Origin of the sequence: Algoriphagus resistens, from assembly GCF_001442615.1 — a bacterium.
GTDB lineage: Bacteria > Bacteroidota > Bacteroidia > Cytophagales > Cyclobacteriaceae > Algoriphagus > Algoriphagus resistens.
In genome coordinates, this window is the sequence record NZ_LMXN01000009.1 from 13,717 (window position 1) to 37,643 (window position 23,927).

At 39.2% G+C, this 23,927-nt stretch carries 22 protein-coding genes; 2 read left to right on the forward strand and 20 right to left on the reverse strand.

What is annotated here, in order from left to right; genetic code table 11:
- Positions 1-2: 2 nt before the first annotated feature.
- From AS141_RS15760 to AS141_RS15830, 14 genes are all read right to left on the reverse strand, one after another.
- Complete coding sequence (locus tag AS141_RS15760; RefSeq protein WP_057938650.1) at positions 3-1,292, reverse strand: hypothetical protein; 1,290 nt, start codon at positions 1,290-1,292, stop codon at positions 3-5.
- Positions 1,285-2,697, reverse strand: coding sequence for an oligosaccharide flippase family protein (locus tag AS141_RS15765; RefSeq protein WP_082632328.1), 1,413 nt, complete (start codon positions 2,695-2,697; stop codon positions 1,285-1,287). The genes AS141_RS15760 and AS141_RS15765 overlap by 8 nt, the downstream gene beginning before the upstream one ends.
- A gap of 130 nt (positions 2,698-2,827) precedes the next feature.
- Positions 2,828-3,754, reverse strand: coding sequence for a glycosyltransferase family A protein (locus tag AS141_RS15770; RefSeq protein ID WP_057938652.1), 927 nt, complete (start codon positions 3,752-3,754; stop codon positions 2,828-2,830).
- Positions 3,755-3,780: 26 nt separating this feature from the next.
- The gene (locus AS141_RS15775) at positions 3,781-5,064 is read right to left on the reverse strand and encodes an NAD(P)H-dependent oxidoreductase (protein ID WP_057938653.1); all 1,284 of its coding nucleotides are present in this window, start codon (positions 5,062-5,064) and stop codon (positions 3,781-3,783) included.
- Positions 5,061-5,615: a dTDP-4-dehydrorhamnose 3,5-epimerase gene (rfbC, locus tag AS141_RS15780; RefSeq protein WP_057938654.1), complete on the reverse strand. Its 555-nt coding sequence runs from the start codon at positions 5,613-5,615 to the stop codon at positions 5,061-5,063. Before rfbC (AS141_RS15780) ends, AS141_RS15775 begins: the two co-directional genes overlap by 4 nt.
- Before the next feature lie 9 nt (positions 5,616-5,624).
- Positions 5,625-6,164 carry a dTDP-4-dehydrorhamnose 3,5-epimerase gene (gene rfbC, locus AS141_RS15785; protein ID WP_057938655.1) on the reverse strand — a complete coding sequence of 180 codons (540 nt, stop codon included), beginning with the start codon at positions 6,162-6,164 and terminating at the stop codon, positions 5,625-5,627.
- A 10-nt stretch (positions 6,165-6,174) separates the two neighbouring features.
- Complete coding sequence (gene rfbG / locus AS141_RS15790; RefSeq protein ID WP_057938656.1) at positions 6,175-7,305, reverse strand: CDP-glucose 4,6-dehydratase; 1,131 nt, start codon at positions 7,303-7,305, stop codon at positions 6,175-6,177.
- Positions 7,306-7,322: 17 nt separating this feature from the next.
- A complete protein-coding gene (rfbF, locus tag AS141_RS15795; RefSeq protein ID WP_057938657.1) occupies positions 7,323-8,105 on the reverse strand; it encodes a glucose-1-phosphate cytidylyltransferase in 783 nt (260 codons plus the stop codon).
- A gap of 13 nt (positions 8,106-8,118) precedes the next feature.
- Positions 8,119-8,598 (reverse strand): PssE/Cps14G family polysaccharide biosynthesis glycosyltransferase, encoded by a 480-nt coding sequence (gene pssE, locus AS141_RS15800; RefSeq protein ID WP_057938658.1) that lies wholly within the window; start codon positions 8,596-8,598, stop codon positions 8,119-8,121.
- A 73-nt stretch (positions 8,599-8,671) separates the two neighbouring features.
- Complete coding sequence (gene pssD / locus AS141_RS15805; RefSeq protein WP_057938659.1) at positions 8,672-9,154, reverse strand: PssD/Cps14F family polysaccharide biosynthesis glycosyltransferase; 483 nt, start codon at positions 9,152-9,154, stop codon at positions 8,672-8,674.
- A gap of 24 nt (positions 9,155-9,178) precedes the next feature.
- A complete protein-coding gene (locus tag AS141_RS15810; RefSeq protein WP_057938660.1) occupies positions 9,179-11,557 on the reverse strand; it encodes a GumC family protein in 2,379 nt (792 codons plus the stop codon).
- A 38-nt stretch (positions 11,558-11,595) separates the two neighbouring features.
- On the reverse strand, positions 11,596-12,369 hold the full coding sequence (locus AS141_RS15815; RefSeq protein ID WP_057938661.1) for a polysaccharide biosynthesis/export family protein: 774 nt from the start codon (positions 12,367-12,369) through the stop codon (positions 11,596-11,598).
- 902 nt (positions 12,370-13,271) lie between these two features.
- Positions 13,272-14,204 (reverse strand): aldo-keto reductase family protein, encoded by a 933-nt coding sequence (locus tag AS141_RS15825; RefSeq protein ID WP_057938663.1) that lies wholly within the window; start codon positions 14,202-14,204, stop codon positions 13,272-13,274.
- 1 nt (position 14,205) lies between these two features.
- Positions 14,206-15,222: a Gfo/Idh/MocA family protein gene (locus AS141_RS15830; RefSeq protein WP_057938664.1), complete on the reverse strand. Its 1,017-nt coding sequence runs from the start codon at positions 15,220-15,222 to the stop codon at positions 14,206-14,208.
- Between the two features lie 422 nt (positions 15,223-15,644).
- Here AS141_RS15830 and AS141_RS15835 point away from each other — a divergent pair, with 422 nt between their 5' ends.
- The gene (locus AS141_RS15835) at positions 15,645-16,331 is read left to right on the forward strand and encodes a sugar transferase (protein WP_057938665.1); all 687 of its coding nucleotides are present in this window, start codon (positions 15,645-15,647) and stop codon (positions 16,329-16,331) included.
- A 23-nt stretch (positions 16,332-16,354) separates the two neighbouring features.
- Here AS141_RS15835 and AS141_RS15840 read toward each other — a convergent pair whose 3' ends face one another.
- Both AS141_RS15840 and AS141_RS15845 read right to left on the reverse strand, forming a co-directional pair.
- Positions 16,355-17,698, reverse strand: coding sequence for a sensor histidine kinase (locus tag AS141_RS15840; protein ID WP_057938666.1), 1,344 nt, complete (start codon positions 17,696-17,698; stop codon positions 16,355-16,357).
- A complete protein-coding gene (locus AS141_RS15845; protein WP_057938667.1) occupies positions 17,688-19,070 on the reverse strand; it encodes a sigma-54-dependent transcriptional regulator in 1,383 nt (460 codons plus the stop codon). The genes AS141_RS15840 and AS141_RS15845 overlap by 11 nt, the downstream gene beginning before the upstream one ends.
- A 182-nt stretch (positions 19,071-19,252) precedes the next feature.
- On the opposite strand from AS141_RS15845, the gene AS141_RS15850 reads away from it, so the two are divergent.
- Positions 19,253-19,678 carry an FKBP-type peptidyl-prolyl cis-trans isomerase gene (locus tag AS141_RS15850; RefSeq protein WP_057938668.1) on the forward strand — a complete coding sequence of 142 codons (426 nt, stop codon included), beginning with the start codon at positions 19,253-19,255 and terminating at the stop codon, positions 19,676-19,678.
- Between the two features lie 65 nt (positions 19,679-19,743).
- On the opposite strand, the gene AS141_RS15855 is transcribed toward AS141_RS15850, so the two are convergent.
- The 4 genes from AS141_RS15855 to rsfS all read right to left on the reverse strand — a co-directional run bounded on the left by AS141_RS15855 (position 19,744) and on the right by rsfS (position 23,901).
- The gene (locus AS141_RS15855; RefSeq protein ID WP_157243502.1) at positions 19,744-20,526 is read right to left on the reverse strand and encodes a hypothetical protein; all 783 of its coding nucleotides are present in this window, start codon (positions 20,524-20,526) and stop codon (positions 19,744-19,746) included.
- 47 nt (positions 20,527-20,573) lie between these two features.
- Positions 20,574-21,350: a UDP-2,3-diacylglucosamine diphosphatase gene (locus AS141_RS15860; RefSeq protein WP_057938670.1), complete on the reverse strand. Its 777-nt coding sequence runs from the start codon at positions 21,348-21,350 to the stop codon at positions 20,574-20,576.
- A gap of 60 nt (positions 21,351-21,410) precedes the next feature.
- Complete coding sequence (gene ftsH / locus AS141_RS15865; protein ID WP_057938671.1) at positions 21,411-23,489, reverse strand: ATP-dependent zinc metalloprotease FtsH; 2,079 nt, start codon at positions 23,487-23,489, stop codon at positions 21,411-21,413.
- A 64-nt stretch (positions 23,490-23,553) separates the two neighbouring features.
- A complete protein-coding gene (gene rsfS / locus AS141_RS15870; protein WP_057938818.1) occupies positions 23,554-23,901 on the reverse strand; it encodes a ribosome silencing factor in 348 nt (115 codons plus the stop codon).
- Between the last annotated feature and the right edge of the window lie 26 nt (positions 23,902-23,927).

Below are 23,927 nucleotides of genomic sequence, written 5' to 3' on the forward strand. Positions count from 1 at the left end.
TCTTACAGAGGGGATATGATGTCTGGCTGGTTAGTAAGCTGTCTGTTTTTGACTAGTTTTCCGGCAAGTCTCTTTTTCAAGAGAAGTTTTAGAATTCTTTTTAGCTGATTTTTTTTGTTCAGCTCTACTTGATTAAAAATGAACAAAACCAATGCGGTGCTGATCGCATAACTTACATTATAGATACTTCCAGATGTGAGTGAGGTAAATAAGATCATCCAGAGGTAATATTTACAATAGTAGTATTCTTTGGGCAGTCTGACTGTAAAAGATTTGTACCAGATTAATATCCAGGCAATAACGGCAAATATTCCTGCCTGGGAATATAGACCAATAATTCCTACATCTTCAAGGTACATCCCCTTGTCTATCAGTCTGTTAGTTATTGTTCCGTAATAACTTTTTTCGCTTGGCACTCCATTACCTAAAATTTGGGAAAAAAGCGTATCAGAAAATTCAGTCAGGTAGTAGGCACCCGTAATAAACCTGATGTATTTGGTTCCTTCGCTTTTTGAATCCATGCTCTGTTGGTAGATTCCTTCAAAAACAGGTAAGTTTAAGGTGCCTATATAAATGGCCGAAATTACTATAACAATAGAAATAATTACTTTTTTTACTACAGAGAGCTGGAATCCAAAATGCAGAAAATATAAAAGCATAATAAATGCAATTAATTGTCTGGTTGCCTGCAGTACCGGTACTACCAGTCCATAAATTGCAAGCGGTATCAATACAAATTTATTCCCACGGTTTGAAATCAATTTGCTCAGGGAGATAAAACAGGCGAGCCAGAATATTCCCCCACCAGGAAATATAACCCTGGTAACTCCTCTGCTTTCGGCATATCCTCCATTTTCGTCCACGAGCGCATACCCGAAATAGGCTGTTTCGGGATTTAGAAGCTGAAATATATTGAGCACAAAATAGAGATATCCGAAAATTATAATAACGTTTTCTAATACTTTCACCTGAAATTTGAATGCCTGGAGCAGAAAAAAAACAGGCACTACAGTGAGGGGAATAGTCCTGACAAGGCTATCCATCAGACCTTGTTGCCAGATCAGATAGGCACTGACCACAGAAAAAAGCATAGAAAATGTCAGCAGTTGAACAGGTAGAACAAAGCTGCCCTTACAAGAAAAGAAATATCTTATTGAAATTATTACTAGTAGAAAGACGAACAGGAAGGGTAATTTAATACCAATTAAATCCCCCAGAAACCTTACCTCAAAGAATTTAAGTGAGAGGAGAATAATTGCAAAAGCAATACTGGCTTGTAGGTATTTATTCATTCTGGTAATCCCTTTTATAGTTTTTAACGAAATATAATCCTACTAAAATGCAGATTAGAACTGAAAGGATAATTTTTAATTGTACGTTCAAGTCATTGATGAGAAAAGTACTGATTAAAAATAAAGCTAAAGCACTTGCCCAACAGGTAAACTCTTTCTTTATTTTTATATTCAATTGTTTTCTGAATGTCATCCATAGTATTATTTCAAAAATTGCAAAGGATAATACATAAGCAACGGAAAGGCCGTATGCTCCAAATTGGCTACCATAATACATCATGGGGATGGAAATAACCCCGTTCATGACAGCAAGGTTAAACATGAGTTTCTCTTTGTTGATTGCGCCCAATACAGTGGAAATAGTGTAATTGACGGCCATTAGAAAAGTGAACCAAACCTGCATTTGGGTAACTCGTACTGCAGGAAGATATTCTTGGGAGAACAAAAGTATCACGATGTCTTCTATAAAAAGATTAAACATAAAAGCCAGAGATATCCCGATTATCAGAAAGTATTGAAATCCATTGGTCAATAGATAATATAATTTTTTTTGATCACTTACCCAGAGGGCTGACAAGCTAGGAAAAGCTGCAAGTACAGCATAGTTGAGAATCATTTGAACAGGAGCTAATAACCTCCTTGCGAGGTTGAAAAAACCAATTTCATCAACCGTAGAGTTTAATTCCAGGTATATGTTATAGAATTGCTGAACTGGAATCATGATTAGCATAACGCTGAAATATGGCCAGCTTTGGATCAATAATCTTTTTGTGGAGGTAAGAAATGATGATTTTTTTCCCCTCATTATTCCATTTTTTTTCAGATAAATTCCTAGCCCCAGCCCCTGCAAAATATTGAGGATAACAAATATGAAAATTAGATTATAGACAGTGAAGGACTCTTCAGGAAGTAAGAAAACAGACCCAAACCACAGAAGACCATAGATGATTTTGATTGCAGAAGCAAAGAACATTTTTTGATTCCCCAAAAAAGCATATTCTAAAACAGTCCAAAGTGCATTGACAAGCCCGCATAAGCTTACCAATAAAACTTCCTGAATTGTTAATGTTCCGAGAAAATGATTGTATAAAATGTAAAGTCCGGTTAGTATAGCTATTGTCAATATTCTTAGCAACAGTCCATTCAGGATCAAATCATTTGTCTTATTGGAATCCCTGGCTATTGATCTGACAATTATAGGTTGAATGCCTAAATCGCTTATACTTAAGAGCAATAATCCCTGCGATGTAATGAATGTATATAGCCCATAATCATCCGGAGCAAAATGTTGTGTTATTTTAAGAACAGTAATAAGCGCCAAAACCTGGGAAACCATGTTTCCCACAGTCATAAACGAAAAATTTTGTACGACTTTATTAGTGGTGATTTTTGTAATCGAGACCATTAAAATTAGCTTAACTGATAGTATCGATTATATGTTGAGTTTTTTTATTTTTTATTTCCATAATGGTAGTTGATATTCTGAAGGAAAAAGTGTTGCTGATTTTAAGTTCATACTACTAAATGTAAAGTCCTTAGAAGCTGGCCTTTATTAGATCTTTTAGGGCTCGTTTTTTAGTCAATAATGATTTATTCTTAAAGTAAAATCTGAGATTTTGAATTAAATTTCCTGATTTCGCATGGAATTTAAAGACCAGGTCATTTTGTCCCTGCGTTCTTTTTCGGTTCAATTCCAGCATATAATCCAAAGGATAGATTGATTCAGTTCCATTACAGGTTTCGCGTATTATTCTTTCGAAATTTGAATGCATAACTTCAATATCCTTGAATCTTTTTCTTAGATTTTCAAGCGAAAGACTGAAGTTTCCGGGGAATATTCTATAATTCAGCAATAACTTATTGGAGAATCCGACCCCATTATAGGCCAGCGTTGACCAGGTGACTTCATCTACGCCCCAGCCGGAGGTTTTATCAGAAAATCCTCCGATCGCTTTTAATGCTTTTGTGTCCACAACGAAGTCAGATAAAAAGAAGTCACGCTTCTCATATATTCTTTGGAAAACGAAATCTTCCTGTTTTTCCCATTCCGGACATATTTCGGTTATGCCAATAAATTTGCTTTCTCCATCAATCAATTTTACTCTACAATGAAAAACCTTAGTAGAAGAATACTTTATGGATAAACTATTTATCTCAGCTAAAAACTCTTTATCCATCACATCATCATCACTGAGGATTGTGAAAAAGTCCCCTTTGGATTTTTCTACTATTTTATTGAAGTTGGCCGGCATAGTTAGTTGCTCTGTGCTTTCTTCATAGGTCACGTTCGGTCGGTTAATCCAATCCTTGCACAGCTCCTTTATTTCTGCTTTTATCTCCGGTGTATTGGCGTTATTTCGAATGATTACTTCAAAATCTCTAAAAGTTTGGGCATCAATGCTATCCAATGATTCTTTTAAATATTTTGTTTTTGTGATGGGCAATCCTATTGTAAATCTCATTTTGAAAATGATTTATAAAACAAATCTTATTTTATATTGTGCTGTTCTAACATCAATTTATCAATTAATCTGCCTTGTGGAATTTCTACATCGTTATATGTAATAACCGTATCCTTTGGAACAGCTTTTTTCATGCTGCAGCCTTCTGCTATTCCCATAGTCAATAGATTTTCCTTAACAACAACTGAATGGTTTTCACAGAGTCCGTATGATTTGAATCCTCCGATTCCATCTAGGCTGTCACCTGGAAAAAGATCTGTTTTGGCTGTAGCTACCACATCTACAAGCGATGGACCTAAGGGCACGATCACAGGATCATCAAAATCTATTAATCTTGAAATAGAACTTGCAATATCAAAAAACAGCAGATGATAGGGTTGGTAAAAACTGTATAGGGGTCCTTCTCCTAATTTCCCATACTTTAGATATTTGATAGCGTAGGGATCATTGGTTGTGGCATATACAAATACTCCGGGTCCGGGTTTTGCCCCTACAATATACTCTACAATTCCGCCCCATTCTCTGAGTTGATCCACATCATATAAATGGGTCAGGTTGTCTACATGGTCTGTGGATTCATAGCCATACATGCCTCTTTTTGATACGCGCATTCCTGTCGCATTTGCAATACAGGATTGTTCGAATGCCACTTTGGTACCATCTGCGAAGTTGGTTGCCATTTCGGGAAGCATTCCCCAAGAATCCGCAAAACCTTTTTGGGTGGCAGGGGTACGGTAATAATCCAACATCCCTTTGATATTTCCACAGACCAAGGGCTCAAAACCCATTCCCTTTACATACCTGTAGAGGTTCATAGTCACTCCGGGCTGATCTCCGTCTCCCAGCGCATACTTTACACCGGCTTGTTTTGCTTTGCGATATAAAATCGGACCTAGGGTAGAGTCCAGCTCTGCATTAAAAGATAGTACATGCTTACCCTTTTCAAAGGCTTTAAGGATGGTCTCTGCTCCAAAGTCAATTGCTCCTGTGGATTCCACAACAACCTCTACGTCACCCAAACTTAAAAAAAGATCCATATCTCCGGTGATGACGGATTTTCCTTTGGAAATTGCCAGATTGGCCTGTTCCAAATTGTCTGTAAGCAGGTAGTTGTCAATTTTCAGATCCTTATATACTTCCACCACCCGCTCCGGGGTGCGGTTAAAAGTGGCAGCTACAGTCATCCCAGGGGTATGGTTCATAATTTGGTTTATCATACCCTTGGCCATCTCACCAGAACCTATCATCCCGACTTTGAGAATTTTCCCTTCTTTTTCCCTCTTTTTGAGTGATGTGTCAACGATTATCATATTGTTTCCTGGTAGCTAAAAGGTGAGTTAAATGAACTAAATTCTATGAGGTTTTTGTCCTTTTTAGAAACGATCGGATCTTTGGTTGGCCAGTCAATTCCGCAGCTGTCCCATCTGATTCCCATATCATGCTCTTGGCTGTACATGGTGGAGGTTTGGTTTAAAAAGATTGATTTTTCTGACAGGGAATAAAATCCATGGGCACATCCTTCAGGAATATACAGCATATTGGCCTTATCGGGGTTGAGTTCAATGATGATATGCTCCCCATAGGTCGGTGATCCTATGCGAAGATCCACCACTGCATCCAATATGCTCCCTTCCAGGCAAAGAACGACTTTGATATGATGCTGGGACGGCACCTGGAAGTGTAGCCCCCTGATCACGTTCTTTTTAGAGACTGAATAGTAAACCTCAGGAAAGTCTTTATGAAGTCCCAATTCCTGAAAAGTTTTTTCATGAAAGGTTTTTACCAATTTGCCCCGGTCGTCTTTTCGCACCTTATGCTGGATTTCAAAACATCCAGGGATTTTAGTTTCTGTTAAATTCATACTGGTCTATCAAATTCTCTTTTGCGTGTCATAGTCAAGAAATGACATGTCTTTTTCTGAAATTGTAGTTATTTCTTCAGGCCATGGAATCGTAAAAGCCGGATCATTGTATCGGATTCCTCTTTCCTGGCCAGGATTGAAGAGCGCATTAACCAAATAATTCACCTCAGTATTGTTTTCCAATGTTAAGAAACCATGGGCACATCCAGGAGGAACATATAATAATTGGCTTGTTGTGCTGTCTAGTTTATTGCAGGATGTTTTCAGATAGGTCTCTGAATCAGTTCTCATATCTATGACAACGTCAAAAATTTTCCCCCGGGGACATCGGACTAATTTGGCTTCTTCTGTTGGTACCTGGTAATGCAACCCTCTGAGTGTCCCTTTTAATTTGCTAAAGGACATGTTGGACTGGATAGGGGAGAACCTGATACCATGAGCCTCAAATTCATCTGTACAAAAAGTTCTGGCAAAATATCCTCTTTCATCATATTTCTTTTCCAGATCAATTACATACATGTTTTTAATGCTAGTCTCGGTAAACAGCATAATGTTTAATTTAAAGGGTTAAAAATTGTTTTTCCTGTGCCCATCTAATGTTCTTATCGGATGCTTTTTGCTCATAAGAAAAAATCTGATTTTTAGTAAACTCAATTATATCTCCCTGATTATGGTAGTACATATAATACCAGTCTCCGGTAAAGCGGATCAGCTCATCTATAGTAAGAGTGGGTTGCCATTTAAAATCATACAGCGCTTTATCACAGTTTAATTTGAGCAAACCTGCCTCAGAAAATTTAAGTTCTCCTGTTTGCGTGTAGATGTCCTGGGAGTTTTTCAGTCCCCAGCTTTCCCCAAGTTTTTGGAGGAGCTCCATTACGGTAATATTATTTTCAGAAGGAGGACCGAAATTATAGCTCTCCCCATTAAACTCACCACCGTTCCATAGCTCGGCAGCAACAGCGAGGTATCCGCTTAAAGGCTCCAGAACATGTTGCCAGGGCCTGGTGGCACCAGGATTCCGGATTTCAACTTTTTGCTGATTACTCCAGGACCGTACACAATCCGGAACAATCCTGTCGGCAGCCCAATCCCCTCCTCCAATGACGTTGCCGGCTCTGACAGAGGCCAGCTTAATATTTGGCATTTTCTTGATAAAAGAATGGTAATAAGAATGGATGATTATTTCAGCTGCCGCTTTTGACCCACTATAAATATCTTTTCCGCCTAGCATATCGGTTTCCTTGTATCCCCAGACCCATTCCACATTTTCATAACATTTATCCGAGGTAATGCAAATGACCACACATTTATTTTCGAGATCGCGCACAGCCTCCAGGACATTGGCCGTGCCTATGGCATTTGTTGTGAATGTCTCTAAAGGATCCTGATAAGATAAAGAAACGATAGGCTGAGCAGCCATATGAAAAATAAAATCAGGTTCTATTCTTCTTATTTCGGATTTCAAAGAAGTTAAATCTCTGATATCAAGTAAAATATGCTCCATTTCCTTTTCGAGACCAAGGGACTCAAACAAGGAGGGGTGGGTGGGAATGTCTTTTGAGATGCCATATAATTTCGCGCCCTTCTGGTTAAGCCAAAGTGATAACCATGACCCTTTGAAGCCGGTGTGGCCTGTTATTAAAATTTTCTTACCTGAAAATACTGCTAATGAATTTGTGTCTGACATGTTATTAAATAGTTAACTTACCAAGTTTTCCAAGGGGCGGAACCGTTATTCCAAAATTCTTCCAGTAGATTTTTATCCCGAAGAGTATCCATTGGCTGCCAAAATCCATCATGTCTGAAAGCGGCCAGTTTATCGGTTTTGGCCAATTCTTCTAAGGGCTCTTTTTCCCATACAGTCTGATCATCAGTAATGAAATCCAGCGCTTTGGGCTCAACTACGAAGAAACCACCATTAATCCATGCGTTGTTTGTCCCATCTCCCTTAGGCTTTTCCCGGAAATTAGTGATCTTGGTGTCTCCCGAGTCAAGTGTAAAGGCGCCAAATCTTCCGGGTTGCTGTACTGCAGTCAGCGTTACTATAGCATTTTGATCCCTATGGAAATCAATGGTTTTTTTGATGTCAATGTCACTCACTCCATCACCATAAGTAAGGCAAAAAGTCTCATCTTTTATATAGTCTGCAACCCGTTTGATCCGACCTCCTGTCATGACATTTTCACCTGTGTCGATTAACGTCACCTTCCAGGGCTCCGATTTTCTGTGGTGTACTTCCATTTGATTGTTTTGAAGATCAAAAGTGATGTCGGTAGTATGCAGAAAATAATTTGAAAAATATTCCTTTATCATGTGTCCCTTGTATCCACAGCATATGACAAAATCGTTGATCCCATGAGAGGAATAGATTTTCATAATGTGCCACAGGATGGGTTTTCCACCTATTTCGACCATGGGTTTTGGCCTAACACCACTTTCTTCGCTAATTCGGGTTCCAAAACCTCCGGCTAGAATTACTGCTTTCATAATATTTTAGTTATTAAATAGTATCAATATAATTTATCAGGTAATTGACGATTTCCTTGTTGCTTGATTTATAAGGTTGGAAGTCAAAATGATTGGCCGTTGAGATGATTTCTTCTAAATTATCGTTCTCGTACCAGGGGAGAATATAACGTGCCCCTGCAAATTCTTTAACAAGTTCCAATTGATGGTCATCCACACACTCTTTATACTTTGCTAAGCGGGCCACAGCAATTATTTTTTTATTCATTTTTAATCCCTTAATTATAGACCCTGTTCCTGCTTGGGTTATGATTAAGTCTGCTTCTTGGTATAATTTCAACAATTCATCTAAAGGAAGAAATGGCTTAAAAGTCATGTATGAGCTGTTAAAATCAGTATGTCCGTTTTGAACAATGACCTGGTCAGTAATTTTTCCTTCTTCAAGAAGCTGCTCCAATGCAATAAGCGGTCTATCGAAGCGAAGGGGAAAAGTGCCTAGTAAAACAAGTATCATAGAGGAAAATGCTGTTTTGGTAGTTAAATTATTTTTGTCTTTTATAAAGACCAAACTCTCGAAAATGTAAGCATCAGTAGATAGAACCCAAATAAATAGAATCTTTATAAAGGTTTTTCATAGTGGGCCACTGTACTAAAAATCTGTCGGCTATGGGATATATCAAATTTGCTGACGCAGCCTTTGAATTGATTCTGGCATAAGATAATATCCAAACTACCTTTATGCCCATCAATTTGCCAAGCAGACAAAAAGGTATTGCCGTGTGGCTTCCCGTTGTGATTATAACTTTTGGTCTATGGGACAAAAAGATACGCAGGGAAGTAAATGAGTTTCGCAAAAGGGATAAATAAAAACCCAACTTTCTGTTTTTTCCCTCTGGCCGGGCTTGGACGAACTTTACGTTGTACTGTTGAGCCAGCGGAATAGTGGAAGGGGCTTTTTCAGTCACCAACAAGTAGTCGTATTGTTCGAATAATTCTTTTAGTTCAAGAATCTGCGCCAAATGTCCCCCATCCGAACATACCAGTAGGATTTTTCTTTTTTGATCTATCATACATTTTCTAGCTAATGCGAAAAATTACTTCTGGTAGTAATTTTTTCCATAGGTGGCACTATAACCGTAAGTCATTTCCAGTTTGGCATCATTCAATACAATCAATGGCATCTTGAATTTTTTGTTTTTGCGAATATCTTCGATGGTCTTTACCTGTGCTTTGGTAGAGTAATTGTAGCGCAACATAAAAACAGTGGTATCCGCAATTTCCGATAAGATGAATGAGTCTGAAACAAGTCCGATTGGAGCAGTATCTATAATGACATGGTCATATCTTTCAGAAAGTTCTGCTATCATTTGGTGAAGCCTATCGCTCATCATCAATTCAGCAGGGTTTTCAGGTATCTTGCCACATCCCAGAATTGAAACATTTTCACCTAACGGCAAGGGATTGATGATATCATCCAATGTGTATTGGTCATTTTCCAGGTAATCTGAAATCCCGACCGGAATTTTCATTCCAAGGGCTGATAGCATGGCAGGCTTCCTAAGGTCAAATTCCAGAACCGCCACTTTTTTACCCACCAGACCCAGGCTGATTGCCAGGTTGATACTAAAAAAGGTTTTTCCTTCACCGCTGATTCCTGAAGTGACCATGGTTACTTTGTTGGATTGCTTGTAGGTGGAAAATGCCAAATTACTTCGGATGAACCTGAATTGTTCCGCAATCAGCGTCCGCTTACTTTTTGATATAGCAACCACCCCTTCACTTCCTTTGTTTCTGGAAATTTCACCAAGAATTTTTGTTGATGTAATTCGTTCAACATCAGATTTGAGCTGGATTTTTTCCTGCCAGAGATCTTTTATAAATATTAATCCAAACGGTACAGCCAATCCTACCATCAGACCAAAAGCAAAGATCAGTTTTTTCTTCGGTGAAACAGGATAATCAGATGGCGTAGGAGGGTCGATTATTTTGGTATTGCTCACAGTAGTTGCCGCCAATGTCAAAACAGCTTCTTCTCTCTTTTGTACCAAGTATTGGTAATGTTGCTGTTTTATCCCCTGCTGTCTGCTGATATCCATTAATTCCCTTTCCATAGTAGGAACCTGAGATGCTCTGTTTTGAAATTGATTTGCAGTTGCCTGCAAATTGTCCCGTGAAATTATCAGACCGTTTTTTATATTTCTTAAATTTTCAATTATGCTGGACCGTAGGCTGGTCAATTGCTGATTGATATTCAGGACAATTGGGTTATTGGGTTGTGTGGTTCTCAGCATTCTCTCCCTTTCCCTTTGCAGCTGGTTGAAGTTTGCGATCAGCCCGGTAAGTGTCGGATCTTGGATACTTAAAGTACTCGGGACCATCTCATAGTCTGTCCCTTGGTTTTTCAAATAAGATTCAATGGACTCCAAAACATCAATTTGTATGGAAAACTCACTTAATTGTTGTCTGTTAACAGTTGCACTGCTTAAATACAGCTGAGCCTCTGAATTGACGTCGGTAATTGAGTTGTTGAGTTTATATTGCTCACCTTCCTGTTCAATGGTTTTTAGTTCTTCTGTAAGTCCTACCAGCTGGTCGTCAATAAAAGTAATTGTGTTTCTGGCAATCGTATTTTTTTCATTTTCTGCTTCCTGATTGTAAACTTCAATCAGTTTTTGCATGATATCTCTCCCCTTTTGGGGATGTGCATCCGGCAGGCTTAAAACAACAACACTAGCCAGTTTATTTACGATGTCCACACTGAGATTTTCTGCATAAAATTTCCCGACTACAGTTGGGTCATAGAATTCAACCTTAATTGGTTCACTGTCTATAATAAGGGGTGTTTCCAGCGAATCTGTTGAGTTTACCAACAATGGATTCTTAATGACTGAAAATTCGCCATAGAAATTCACCAGTTTTTGACCGAAAGCATACGTTTTTTTTGTCCCTCCCGGGGTTTCTAACTCAAATTCATCTTGGTTCTTTATATGGATAAGTACCGAATTATCTTCAACCTCGTAATACTCATTTTTTCTATGGATAACCACTTGAATGGGTACTTCAGTGCCATATATTTCTTTATATCGAAACTTTCCATTTTGTATAAAATAGCCATTTGAGATATTCAATTCCTTAAAGACCTTTACCATTAGGTTCTCTGCCTTCAAAACTTCAGCTTCGTTTTCAACCGAGGAAGAAGATCCAAATCCCAGCATATCAGAAACAACAGCATTGGAGGTAAAATCCGCTCCTTTTTTCTCGTCTTTTAAAAGCAATTTACTTGTTATCAGATATTGGGGAGTGGAAAAATAAGTGTATACAACGGCAATGCTTAAACAAATAAATACACCGGCAGCAAACCAATACCACTTACTGAAGTATTTAAAGAAAAGCATTTTATAATTGATGGACTGCTCGTTAGAAGAGTTACTTTCTTCCTCTTCCAACTCATTCAATAGATCTGATAATTTCATATTTCGCGCTTTGAATTAGAATTTTGATTTAAGTTTTACTAATTACCAATTTGAAATAAGGCTATCGTTAGTAAAGTTACTATGCTTGTAAATATTGCGAAGGTCCTTGGATTGGAATCCGATTGAATGGCTTTGGTTTTATAGGGCTCCACATAAATAACATCGTTTTGTTGCAGGTAGTAATAGGGAGAGGCCAAGACATTTTTAGCGTTGAGGTTTAATCTGGTAGTGGTTCTCACCCCCTCTTTTTCCCGTATGACCAGTACATTTTCTCTACGGCCAAAAGCCGTCATATCACCTGCAAGCCCCAAGGCCTCCAATATTGTCACTTTTTCAGTCGGGATAATAAAGGTGGATGGTTTTTGAACCTCCCCGATGACAGTTACTTTAAAATTCATTAACCGGATGTTGATGATCGGATCTTGAACATATTCATCTAACAAGAGTGCCATTTTATTAACCGCTTCCAATTTGGTCAATCCCTTTAAGTTGATCTGTCCAATCACTGGATAATTGATAAAACCGTCTTTATCTACCAGATAGCTTTCATTAATTGGGGTGGATACTACTGTATTTACATTTCCCCCTGAAGGCATCAATACACCTGCATTGAACAGCATATTTGATTCTGCATTTAAACTGGTAACTGTGATACTCAACAGATCATCTTCTTGGATTCTTTGTTCGACTAAAGAGTCAATTGGAGTGGTGTAGACTGTATCTGTACCAATATCACTGAAATACACTAAGTCTCTTTTTGAACAGGAAAAGCTAAGTAGTGAGATAGCTAGTAGTAGGAGGAGATTTTTCATGAAAATATGGTTTGCTATTTATTTTTTGAGATTGATAGTTTTTCTGATTTTACAGCTTCGCCCTTTCAGTCACACGTTTCTGCACTTAACGATTTTGAGTAAAACATTTAAAATCCTCAAGAAACTGAATCTGTTTGTTCTGCGAGAACTAATCCCACATCTGGTTCCTCCGATCGCTCAGAAAGGAATGTATTGATGTGTATTGCAAATATATGTATTTAAAATACATTTTTACAAATTTGAAATTTTTATTTTTTACGAATTTCAAATTTTAGCCTTTCTATTCTCCTGCTTAGGGTGCAGACGGCTGACAAGCCAGGTTTTGCGGAAGTTTTGATAGGGAAGCAGTACCGGATCGAATCATAAAGAAGTCGTGGGCGTAACATTTTACGATGAGTTGTCACTGACTTACTGGTTGGTCGTGATATTTTCGGGCTTTTTCAGGCATTCTGCTACAAAAAGCAGCTTATCAGGAGAAAAAGTTAAATTGGGTCTATTTTGTTGATAGACCTTTTAATACTTGGGGGCTTTTTTCGCACACGGTGAAACGGGTTACGTGCCCTTGTCGCTGATGAACCTTTTGTGGATTGCCTATGGACAATTAGACAAACCGAATGGCTTAAATAGGCCCTGATCGGCCTAATGATCTCATGAGTCAGACTTGGGGAAAATTTTGACTTTATAGGCAAACGGAAATTGGACAAAACCTATTAGTGCCCTCTGCCTCTGAGGGTATATTTCAAAACAAAAGAACTTGCAGGTAGAGGTGCTGGTGAAAATACAATGCAGGAATTCTTAACATCCTGGTCTGCAGCATAAGGATCCTGGTCCTCTACACTTACAACAAACGTCCGCCTGTCTTAACTACCTTACGATGGTCAAGACAGGCGGACGTTGTGGGATTAATTTACAGCGCTGACTGGCGAAGCATATTGATCCTCATATTCATTATACCTGGTGATTAATCGTTCCTTATTTTTCTGATCGTGGTATTTTATGGTTTCCACAGTATTTTCGATATTTTGTTTAGATGAGGCTCCAAACAGTATTGACTCGATATTGGGTAAATTACTTACATATTCCAATGCCTCACTTGCCGGAATTGCCCCCCCGCCAAGAACTTGCATTGCAATGACCCTGCACCTTCCTTCCCTTAGGGTTTTTTCGTATATTTCCTTCCCTCCAGACATTCTAAAATTCACTTTGTTTATGGAAGTGCAAATAATCGGGTTTGTAATTCCCCCTTTTTCCAGCACATCCAAAAGCTTAGGTAGATTCATTGTGATAAAACCAGGCTCTGCATTGTATTTTTGTCTTACATAGTTTGCGAACCCGATTAGAAATTCATTCATTCCAAGTCCCAATAGAAGATCTGTAATTACATTTTGGAGAAAAATAACAGGTGTATTGATCCCTTTAAACATCTTCATTTCTGCATCAACCATTAATTCCATGATTGAGATGAAATCCTTGGATACATAGGCCATTCCTCCTTTAAACAAAGAGCTTACAAAGTTGCCTGGTACATATTGCTTCAACGTACCGGCAATGCCCAATTCAGTTACAGCATTGGCATATTTGTGTGCATAGGGCATGCAAGGATAAATCTTAAAATCCTGGTATTTTTCAGGATCTTGTCGGATGATTTCACAGATATTGGCAATTCTATCGTGGGTTGTACACATGAAGGTGTTGATCCCTGAGGCTATTGCAATATCCAGCGTTTTGATGATTGCAGAATCATCCTTGAATTTAATTGACTGGGCGCGTGATTTTTCGTCTGAAATATGATTAACAGCAAAAAACTGATTGTCTCCAAAAATTATTCGTTCCATATTATACGTAGCTTGATTGTTTCTTGATTAATGAAATGGATTTATCTGTTTTCCAGGCACTATCAAATGTGTTGATGTCATGACTGTTTTCTCCTGTCACAGATTTTATGAAGTAATCTATTTGGGCTGAATATTCTTCTCCCCTGAGGTAAAAGGCCACCTCATCTGTAAGATCTGTCACGTACTTTACATTCCATCCTTTTGAATAGCCTTTTGGGAATTTGTCACCTTTAAAGTATACTTTCAATTCATTCGCATCAGATTCTATTTTTCCTTCAGTGCCTATAATTGTGACCGAAGTTGACATTTTTCGGTAGGTTTCATCACTCCAGTTTACCGAAATGACACCTGATACTCCTGACTCAATGCCAACTAAAGCATACACGGAATCGTCGACATTTTTTGAATAAATGGATTTAAGGATGGATCCCTTACATGATTCAATTGGTGCGATGATATCGTTAATTAAGTCAATTACATGAGAGGCGTAATCCATAAGGCACCCTCCTCCTTCGGTAGGGTCGGATCTCCATGTTTCACTCTTTTTCTTCACAACTACAGGCCCGTAAGCCTCACCCTGAAAATGAGTGATTTCTCCAATAGCTCCAGCTTTTACAAGTCTTTTGACTTCCCTGAAAGTCCCTACAAATTTATTATGGTAACCTACCTGATTTATGACGCCTGCTGCCTTGGCAAGCTGAGCCAGTTCAATACTTTCTTCAGGATTCAGACAAAAAGGTTTTTCAGTAAAGACATTAATCCTTCTCTTTAAAAGTTCCTTGACCATCGGATAATGGTACTTGGTCGGTACTGAGACAAATACTGCGTCAGGATGGGTTTCCTCAACCATCTTTTGGTAATCAGAAAAACATTTATAGCCACTGTATCTTTCAAGAACCTGCACAACCATTTTTGAGGTATCACAAACTCCTACGATTTCTACATTAGGGTGAGCTCCTAAAATTGAAAGATGGGATAACCCCATTTTTCCTGCCCCGATCAAAGCGATTTTTACCATTTTTTCAAGTGTATCTTAATTGTTATTAAAAGTCAATCCGTATAGCTGTAAGCATAATCCGGCTTACAAGAATCAAAGTACTTTAATTAATATTTAAAAAGCAAGAAATTGTATGTAAAAAATATTTTGAAACGAAATGGTATATAAAAATGAAAATCTTCATTCCCCTGTCCAACTTGTTTTTGAGGGAAAAAGGAGAGCTGATCAATGAGTTGGAACCTGACATGGCGGTAAGGGACCCCATTTGGTGGAAATCCATTGGTTAAGTAGTTAGTTATTCATTAAAAACGTATTTCAAATAAAAAAAAATGTAATTCATTTGGAATATCAGTCATTTATTCCATAGATTTATAGCGAAAAATAACGACAAAATTTCCACACGTCGTAGAAGGTAATTTTTCAATAAAAAAATCGCTTTGGCCATGGCTACTATTTCAAAACTTAATAACATTCAAAACTTTTCGATTAGTCCTGATTTTTTCATTAACAGCTATTCGATCAATCTATTGGATAGCTCGCAGACAAGCGCGAAAAGGATATTTGAAATTTTGCTTGTAAGTGTTTTCCTCATTCTAATCGCGAGCTGGCTGTTTCCAATAATCGCTTTATTGATAAAGTTAGAATCAGATGGCCCAGTTTTTTACAAGCAGCTTAGGCATGGGCAGAATAATGTCCCCTTTTATTGTCTGAAGTTCAGAAGTATGAAATTTGAACCTGAAAGTGATTTCAAACAAGCTACAAAAGGGGACAGAAGGGTTACGAAAGTTGGGGCCTTTCTTAGAAAGAGTAGTCTGGATGAATTACCTCAGCTTTTGAATGTATTGGTAGGAGAAATGGCGATAGTCGGACCTAGGCCCCATGCAATTCCTATGAATAAAGAATTTGCTGAAAAAATCGAGAATTTTATGTTCAGACATATGGTGAAGCCAGGAATTACAGGTCTTGCACAAGCAAAGGGCTATCGAGGGGAGATTCGGGATACATTCGATATGAATGCCCGCTTGAGATATGATTTATTCTATATTAAGAACTGGAGTTTTTTACTTGATTTAAAAATAATAATCCTGACTTTTCACAGTTTGTTTTTCAAGAATAAGAACGCATATTAAGTTAAGGGACAGACTCACATAAACTACCCGTTAAAAATTAACTTAAACGTTGTGCCTTCTTCTGGTGCAGAGCGAACCTGGATATTTCCTTTATGGCGACGCATTATTTGCTTTGATAAACTCAAACCAATTCCAGACCCTTTGGATTTGGTGGTAAAGAACGGAATGAAAATCTTGCTTAATGCTTCCTCTTCAATGCCTTTTCCCGTATCTGCTACTTCTAAAATTATTTTTCCCGCTTCATCTATAAATGCCCGTAGGATGATTCGCTTTACCTCGGAATCCTCTACAGCCTGAATGGCATTTTGGGTTAGATTGATGAGCACTTGCTCGATCTGCGTCTGGTCTCCGAATAGAATTAGTTCTTTTGGATTGATTTCTTTAACCAGATCAATCTGATGTTTTTCAATCTGATTCTGTAATAAAACTTCCAGTTGATGGAAAAGCTTGGCGATAGCAATACTGCTGAATTTAGGGGCCGGGATATGGGCCAAACTTCTGAAGTCAGATACAAAACTGATCAGACCCTGGCTGCGCTTCTCTATTGTACTGATTCCCATCAAGTAGTCTTCCATGTCCTGTGGGCTGATCTGTTCCAAATGCTCTATTTTGCTCTCCATTTCCCCTTGGATAGTTCCTGCCAAAGAGGAAATGGGAGCGATGGAATTCATAATTTCGTGGGTAAGGATTTTTACAAGGTTTTGCCAAGCTTCCATTTCCTTTTCCTCGAGTTCGGACTGAATGTTCTGTAGGGACACCAATTTGAATTTCTCCCCGCGCATCAGAAGTTCAATCACATAGACTGAAATTTGCATGATTCCGTCAGGGTGTGCTATCTTAATCAACTCACTTCCGCCGGTTCTCAGGTTATTAATGGCCAGATGCAGTTCCTTGTTTATACCTTCGATTTCTCCGATGTTTTTCAATTCTTCTACATCCAGAATTCTCTTGGCTGCGGTGTTCACAATCTGGATGCCTCCGTTTTCCCCAAAAGTGATCAGTCCTATACTTAAATGTTTAAATACTGATCTGAAATATTGATAGTTGGCTTCCTTTTCTGCTTGGTCTTCTTTAAGCTTTGCAAGAATGGCATTGAATTCAATATGCAGATCATCGGTCTCCGTACCATCAAATTTTACAGGATAAAGTTGCGAATATTTATCCTGCTTGATGTTGTCCAGAAAAACGCGTACTTTTTTGAATGAACCTTCGGAATAGCGGAGTAGGAAAATGATTTGAAATATCACCAACACGAGCAAAAGGGAAATCATAAATACTCCCCAACTGGCGATGATAGCGTAGGAAAGCAGAAAGAGAGAAGCCGCCAGAAAGACGATTCTCCCAAGTAAGCCAACTTTATAGTCCATATTTTTCCAGCCTTCTGTACAGGGAAGCCCTGGTCAGTCCAAGTTCCTTAGCTGCTTTTGAAATGTTGCCTCCGTTTTTGTCAATCGCACGCTGAATCGTGTTGCGCTCCATATCATCAAGATTCAGCGTCACTGATGTAGGAGCCTTGTCCGACGCTGGCTTGGCGGAAAGGAAGAAAAAATCCCGGGAATCCAGCACTTCACCTTCAGCCATAATGATTGCTCGCTCAATGGCATGCTGAAGCTCACGGATATTGCCTGGCCATGCATAATGTTGTAAAAGATCCATACCTGCTGGAGTGAATCCAGTAAAGTTTTTGCGGTATTTCTGACTATAGTTTTTTAGGAAGTGATTTGCCAGAACAGGAATATCATCCTGCCTTTCACGAAGAGGGGGCAAGAAAATCTCTACTGTATTGATTCTATACAATAAATCCTGCCTGAACGTATTGTCAGCAATACTCTCGTGCAGTGGCATATTGGTAGCGCATATCAGACGAATGTCCACAGGAATTGCTTTGTTGGTTCCTATTCTTGTGACTTCTCTTCTCTGAAGTACTGTCAGCAGCTTGGATTGAAGGGGGAGAGAAAGATTCCCGATCTCATCCAAAAAAAGGGAACCTTTATCCGCTATTTCGAACCGTCCCGAGCGGTCATCCTTGGCATCTGTAAATGCCCCTTTTTTATGTCCGAAAAGCTCAGATTCAAACAGAGTCTCTGTGATAGCGCCCATATCTACCCCTACAAAAATCTCATCCTTCCGAAGGGAACGATCATGAATAGCCCGGGCAATAAGTTCTTTACCTGTTCCGTTTTCTCCCAAGATCAATACGTTTGCATCCGTCTGGGCTACTTTGTCTATAATGGAGAAAATGTTCTTCATGGAAGCACTTTGGCCAATGATATCGGTGTAGGGCTTTTTCATGTCCGTCTGCAGCTGCTTTTGCTTTTTCTGCAGCTTATCGACTTCATTGTAGCTTTCCTTTAGCCTTATAGCAGCAGAAAGCGTTGCGATCAATTTCTCATTTTGCCATGGCTTCAGGATGAAATCTGTCGCTCCTTCTTTTAATGCTTGCACCGCCATTTCCACGTCACCAAATGCTGTAATCAGAATTACCACAGCCTTTGGATCAATTTCTTTGATTTGCTTCAGCCAATGAAATCCCTCCTTACCAGAAGTTGTATCCTCACGGAAATTCATATCCAGGAGAATGACATCATAATTATTATTATTGATCAAAAAAGGAATTCTACGCGGATCCTTTTCTATCATGACTTCTTTTGCATGCTTCTTCAAAAGCATCTTTGCGGCAAAGAGTAAGTCTTCGTTATCATCGATGATAAGAATCTTGCCTAAATCTTGAGTTTCCATGGTGAATTGTTTGGTATCCCTAAGGGGAAAATGATGCCAACGCTAATATAAGCTCATATACGAGCTTTCTGTGTAAAAAGTGTTCAATAATGTACGTTTTCATAGTGAAATCGGACATTATTGCCAAGGTTTTCATCCCTAAGAGATTTTTGTACCTTTGTACTTTACTAAAACAAAAGACTATGCAAGCTAAAAAAGGAGATGCAGTCCAAGTGCATTATACCGGTAAATTAGAAGATGGAAGCGTATTTGACTCTTCAGCAAATCGTGAACCGCTGGGATTTACCTTAGGCGATGGAAATATGATTAAAGGTTTTGATACAGCTGTTGATGGAATGACCTTAGGCGATAAGGTAACAGTGACTATCCCAGCTGCAGAAGCCTATGGTGAGCGAAGAGATGATATGATAATTGAAGTGCCGATTGAGCAGGTTCCTGCTGATATCAAACCTGAAATCGGGATGCAATTGACCTTGCAAGGTGGAAATGGACAGCCAATGCCTGTGGTCGTGAGCGATTTAGATGAGAAGAAAATCACATTGGATGCGAATCACCAATTGGCAGGAAAAGACTTGATCTTTGATATTGAATTGGTGAAAGTCAACTAAATATCTTGTTTCATTAGCATGTGAAAAGGCTGTTTCAGAAATGGGATGGCCTTTTCTGTTTTTCTTTACTCAAAGTGCTTAAGCCAAGTTGGAATTGTGTATAGGCTTACCTTGTCGTTGGATACGATAGCAAGTCTTTCTTGGCCGATCTGGAGATATTTTGCCCCAACTTCATCAAACTGAGAGAGGTTGATGACCTCGTTGGTCAACAGAGATACCGCCATTAAATTGACACCTTCCAGCCAAAACAGGTGCTCTTTGTAATAACACAGTTTTTTGATGCCATTAGCAGCTATTTTCCGCATCAGATTTCCTTGGTTATCGAAGATAAATATTCCCGATGCAGGCACGTTCATAAATAGCCGGTTCTTAAACTCTCTTATTTCAGAGACTTCCAGATTTGCCGAATTCAAAATTAAATTCAAGGGCTGCGACTGAATGATCAGATTCCTTAGATAGTCAAGTGACTTCAGATTCAAGTCAGATTCATCCCAGACCCATACTACGTTGTTATTACCCAGTGTTGCTGCTTTGGCAAGATTTACGTCTGCGGGCAGGAAACCATTTTCTGCCAGGGGATTAAGAAATCTGTCGAGGATCCTGTACTCTTGTAGGTCTGCCGAAAAGCTAAAAATATTGACAGTCCAGGCTGCTTCAAGCTGGTTTAGTCTTCCTTGTCGGGCTGGAGAAAAGAGGTTGAGTTGCTTTCCATCCTGACTGTAAAGGTAAATATCCCCTGATGTGTTACTGACAAACAATTGATCCTTAGTATCAAATGAAATCAAGTCTATATTTTCTATCCGGATTTCTGCAATAGGTGCACCTAAGCTGCCCAGAATCTGCGACATAGCTAAATGAGGCAGTAGAAAAATCATAAGAATTGCCACAAGCGACCTCATCCTTCGAAGGTAATGAGCTTTGCTTTTTTTCCATCAAATTCCAAGTAGGTATTTTGGGTAACCCATTCTCCGAGGTTGAAATAGACGGAGTTTTGACCTACTTCCAGCTCCAACGGTAAATGTCTGTGCCCGAAAATATAGAGATCGTGATGCTTCTTTTCTTCCAATTCCTTACAGAAAGTCCAAAGCCACTCGTCGTCTCCCAAAAAATGGTTTTCATCTTTTTCCATATTGCTGATGCGACTGTGGCCAGACCATCCTTTGGCAAGTTTTATGCCCAGATCAGGATGTACCCAACGGAATAACCATTGTGCTAGAGGATTTGTGAAAACTTTCTTCAAAAATTTATAGGAACTATCCCCAGGTCCCAGGCCATCTCCATGGCCTACCAAAATTGATTTCCCTTCTACTTTCAGTTCAATGGGATGGGGGTATACCGGAATTCCCAGCTCAAGCGTGAAATAGTCCTTCATCCATAAATCATGATTTCCGGTGAAGAAGATGACAGGAATACCGCGATCTCTGAGTTGATGGAGTTTCGAAACAAATGGGATGAAACCTTTAGGAATCACTTGTTCATATTCAAACCAAAAGTCAAAGATGTCGCCGACTAAAAAAATCGCTGCTGCATCATTGGAAATAGAATCCAGCCAGCGGATGATCCGTCTTTCCCTAACCTTACTTTCAGCTTCATTGGGAGCTCCTAAATGAAAATCTGAGGCGAAATAAAGCCTTTTTCCATTTAATGGAAAATCCAGTGGGGTTGATTGCATGATTAAAGATATACTGGCAAATACAAAAAGAAAAAAGCCCCGAACTATCCGGGGCTTTGATTATAAGATTTGATTATCTGAATTCGGCTCCGGGATAGGGTCTGTCAGAGGGTCTGATGATTCAGGTTTGGTTTCTTCCTCTTTAGATATTAATCCAGGTTCTTTCCGTCCTTCTTTTTTATTGGTAAATGCCTGGTAGGTCGTCTCTTTATCAAAAGGTCTTTTGCCAATCAATCGCTCCAAATCTGATTGGAAAAGGATTTCTTTTTCCAAGAGTTCTTTAGCTAATATTTCCAGCTCCTTGATTCGGTGAGTTAGCAATTCTAAGGTTCTGTCATAAGCTGACTGAATTAGTTTTCTAACTTCATCATCGATCACTTCTGCAGTCGTTTCTGAATAAGGTTTGGTCATTTTATAACCATCCCCCTTAGAATCATAGAAGGAAACATTCCCGATTTTATCGTTCATGCCGTACACTGAAACTATGGAGTAGGCCAATTTAGTGACACGTTCTAGATCGCTCAAAGCACCGGTAGATATTTTATTAAAGATGATTTGTTCTGCAGCACGACCTCCCAATGTCATGCACATCTCATCCATCAGCTGCTCGGTTTGGTAGAGAAACTGTTCTTTTGGAAGATATTGGGCATACCCTAAAGCAGCCACTCCACGGGGAACTATGCTTACTTTGACCAATGGATCCGCATGCTCCAAGAACCAGCCGGCTACTGCATGACCAGCTTCGTGGAAGGCAACGATTTTCTTCTCTTCAGGCGAAATAATTTTGTTTTTCTTCTCAAGGCCGCCGATTACTCTATCGACTGCATCTTGGAAATCCTGCATATCCACTGCAGTCTTATTTCTTCTGGCTGCAATCAAAGCAGCTTCATTACACACATTTGCAATCTCCGCTCCGGCAAATCCAGGAGTCTGCGCTGCACACTTTTTAGGGTCCACATCTTCAGCCGTCTTGATAGGCTTTAGGTGAACTTTGAAAATGGCCTCACGTCCGTTGATATCCGGTTTATCAATGGATATTTGTCTGTCAAAACGTCCAGGTCTTAGCAATGCGCTATCCAGTACGTCTGGTCTATTAGTAGCAGCGACTACGATAACTCCTGTGTCAGTTCCGAAACCGTCCATTTCCACCAATAAGGAGTTGAGCGTGTTCTCCCTTTCGTCGTTTGAACCAGGCATTTGGCCTTTTCCTCTTGATCTACCTATGGCATCGATCTCATCTATAAAGATGATACAAGGAGCTTTCTCTTTTGCTTGCTTAAAGAGGTCACGAACCCTGGCCGCACCGACACCAACAAACATTTCTACAAAATCAGAACCTGAAAGTGTAAAGAACGGAACGCCCGCCTCACCTGCAACCGCTTTAGCTAATAATGTTTTACCTGTGCCTGGAGGACCTACCAGCAAAGCACCTTTAGGTATTTTCCCACCTAACTTGGTGAATTTGCCAGGGTTTTTCAAGAATTCAACGATTTCCTGAACTTCCTCTTTTGCCTCGTCAAGCCCTGCCACATTGTCAAAAGTGATTTTAACTTTGTTTTCAGCATCGAACAGCTGGGCTTTGGACTTCCCAACATTGAATATCTGTCCACCTGGCCCAGAAGGTCCCGCCATACGGCGCATCATAAACCAGAAAAGCACAAACAGCAAAATCAAGAAACCAAAGCTACCAAAATAGCTGCTCCAGTTTTCTTCTGTCGCTACGGATAATTCTATTCTGTCCTCTTGAGGAACTTCTTCTTTTAGCACATCAAAGTCGTTTGCGAATTTATCCACAGATGCTACCTGAAAAGAATAGTGAGGGCCTTGAGGGTTAAAGAAAGTAGAATTAGACTCCAGCTCTGTTTTGTATTTATCGGTAGCTAAAGCTGTTGATTTAAGGGTGACATCCACACGCTCCATGTTTTTAACCATGGTGACTTTAGACACATCTCCAGCCAAATACATGTCTTCAAATCTCTTCTGAGTGATGTCAACAACCGCATTTCTGTTTTGAACCCAGGTAAGACCAAGGAGAACAGCTACTGCGGCTATAATCAGCCAAAGCTGAAATTTGGGAAAATTAGGCTTTTGGGGTGTCTTTGGTACGAATTTTTTGTTTTTATTCTTAGTGTCGCTCATTTCTTATAACGGTAATTTCATAAACTTATGGTAAACGGAGAGTAAAGCTGAAAGTTCTTTGTATTTACCCAATTCGGGTGACTTTTGCATCTCCCCAAAGGTCTTCTAATCCATAGAATGCTCTTTTATCTTTAAGGAAAATATGTGCCACAACGTTCACATAATCTACTAATATCCACTGACGGCTACTTTTTCCCTCACTTTTCCATGGATTTCCCTCTCCGGTTTTTATCACTTCCTCTTCAATGGAATCTGCGATAGCATCTAATTGGGAATCAGAGTTGCCTGAGCAAATAACAAAAAAATCAGTAACTGTGTTTTTTATATTTCTTAAATCCATCAATACAATATCTGAAGCTTTTTTTTCCTCCATTCCTTTGATGATTACTTTGCTCAGCTCTTCTGCTGTCATATTATTCATTTAATTTTGCAATGTCA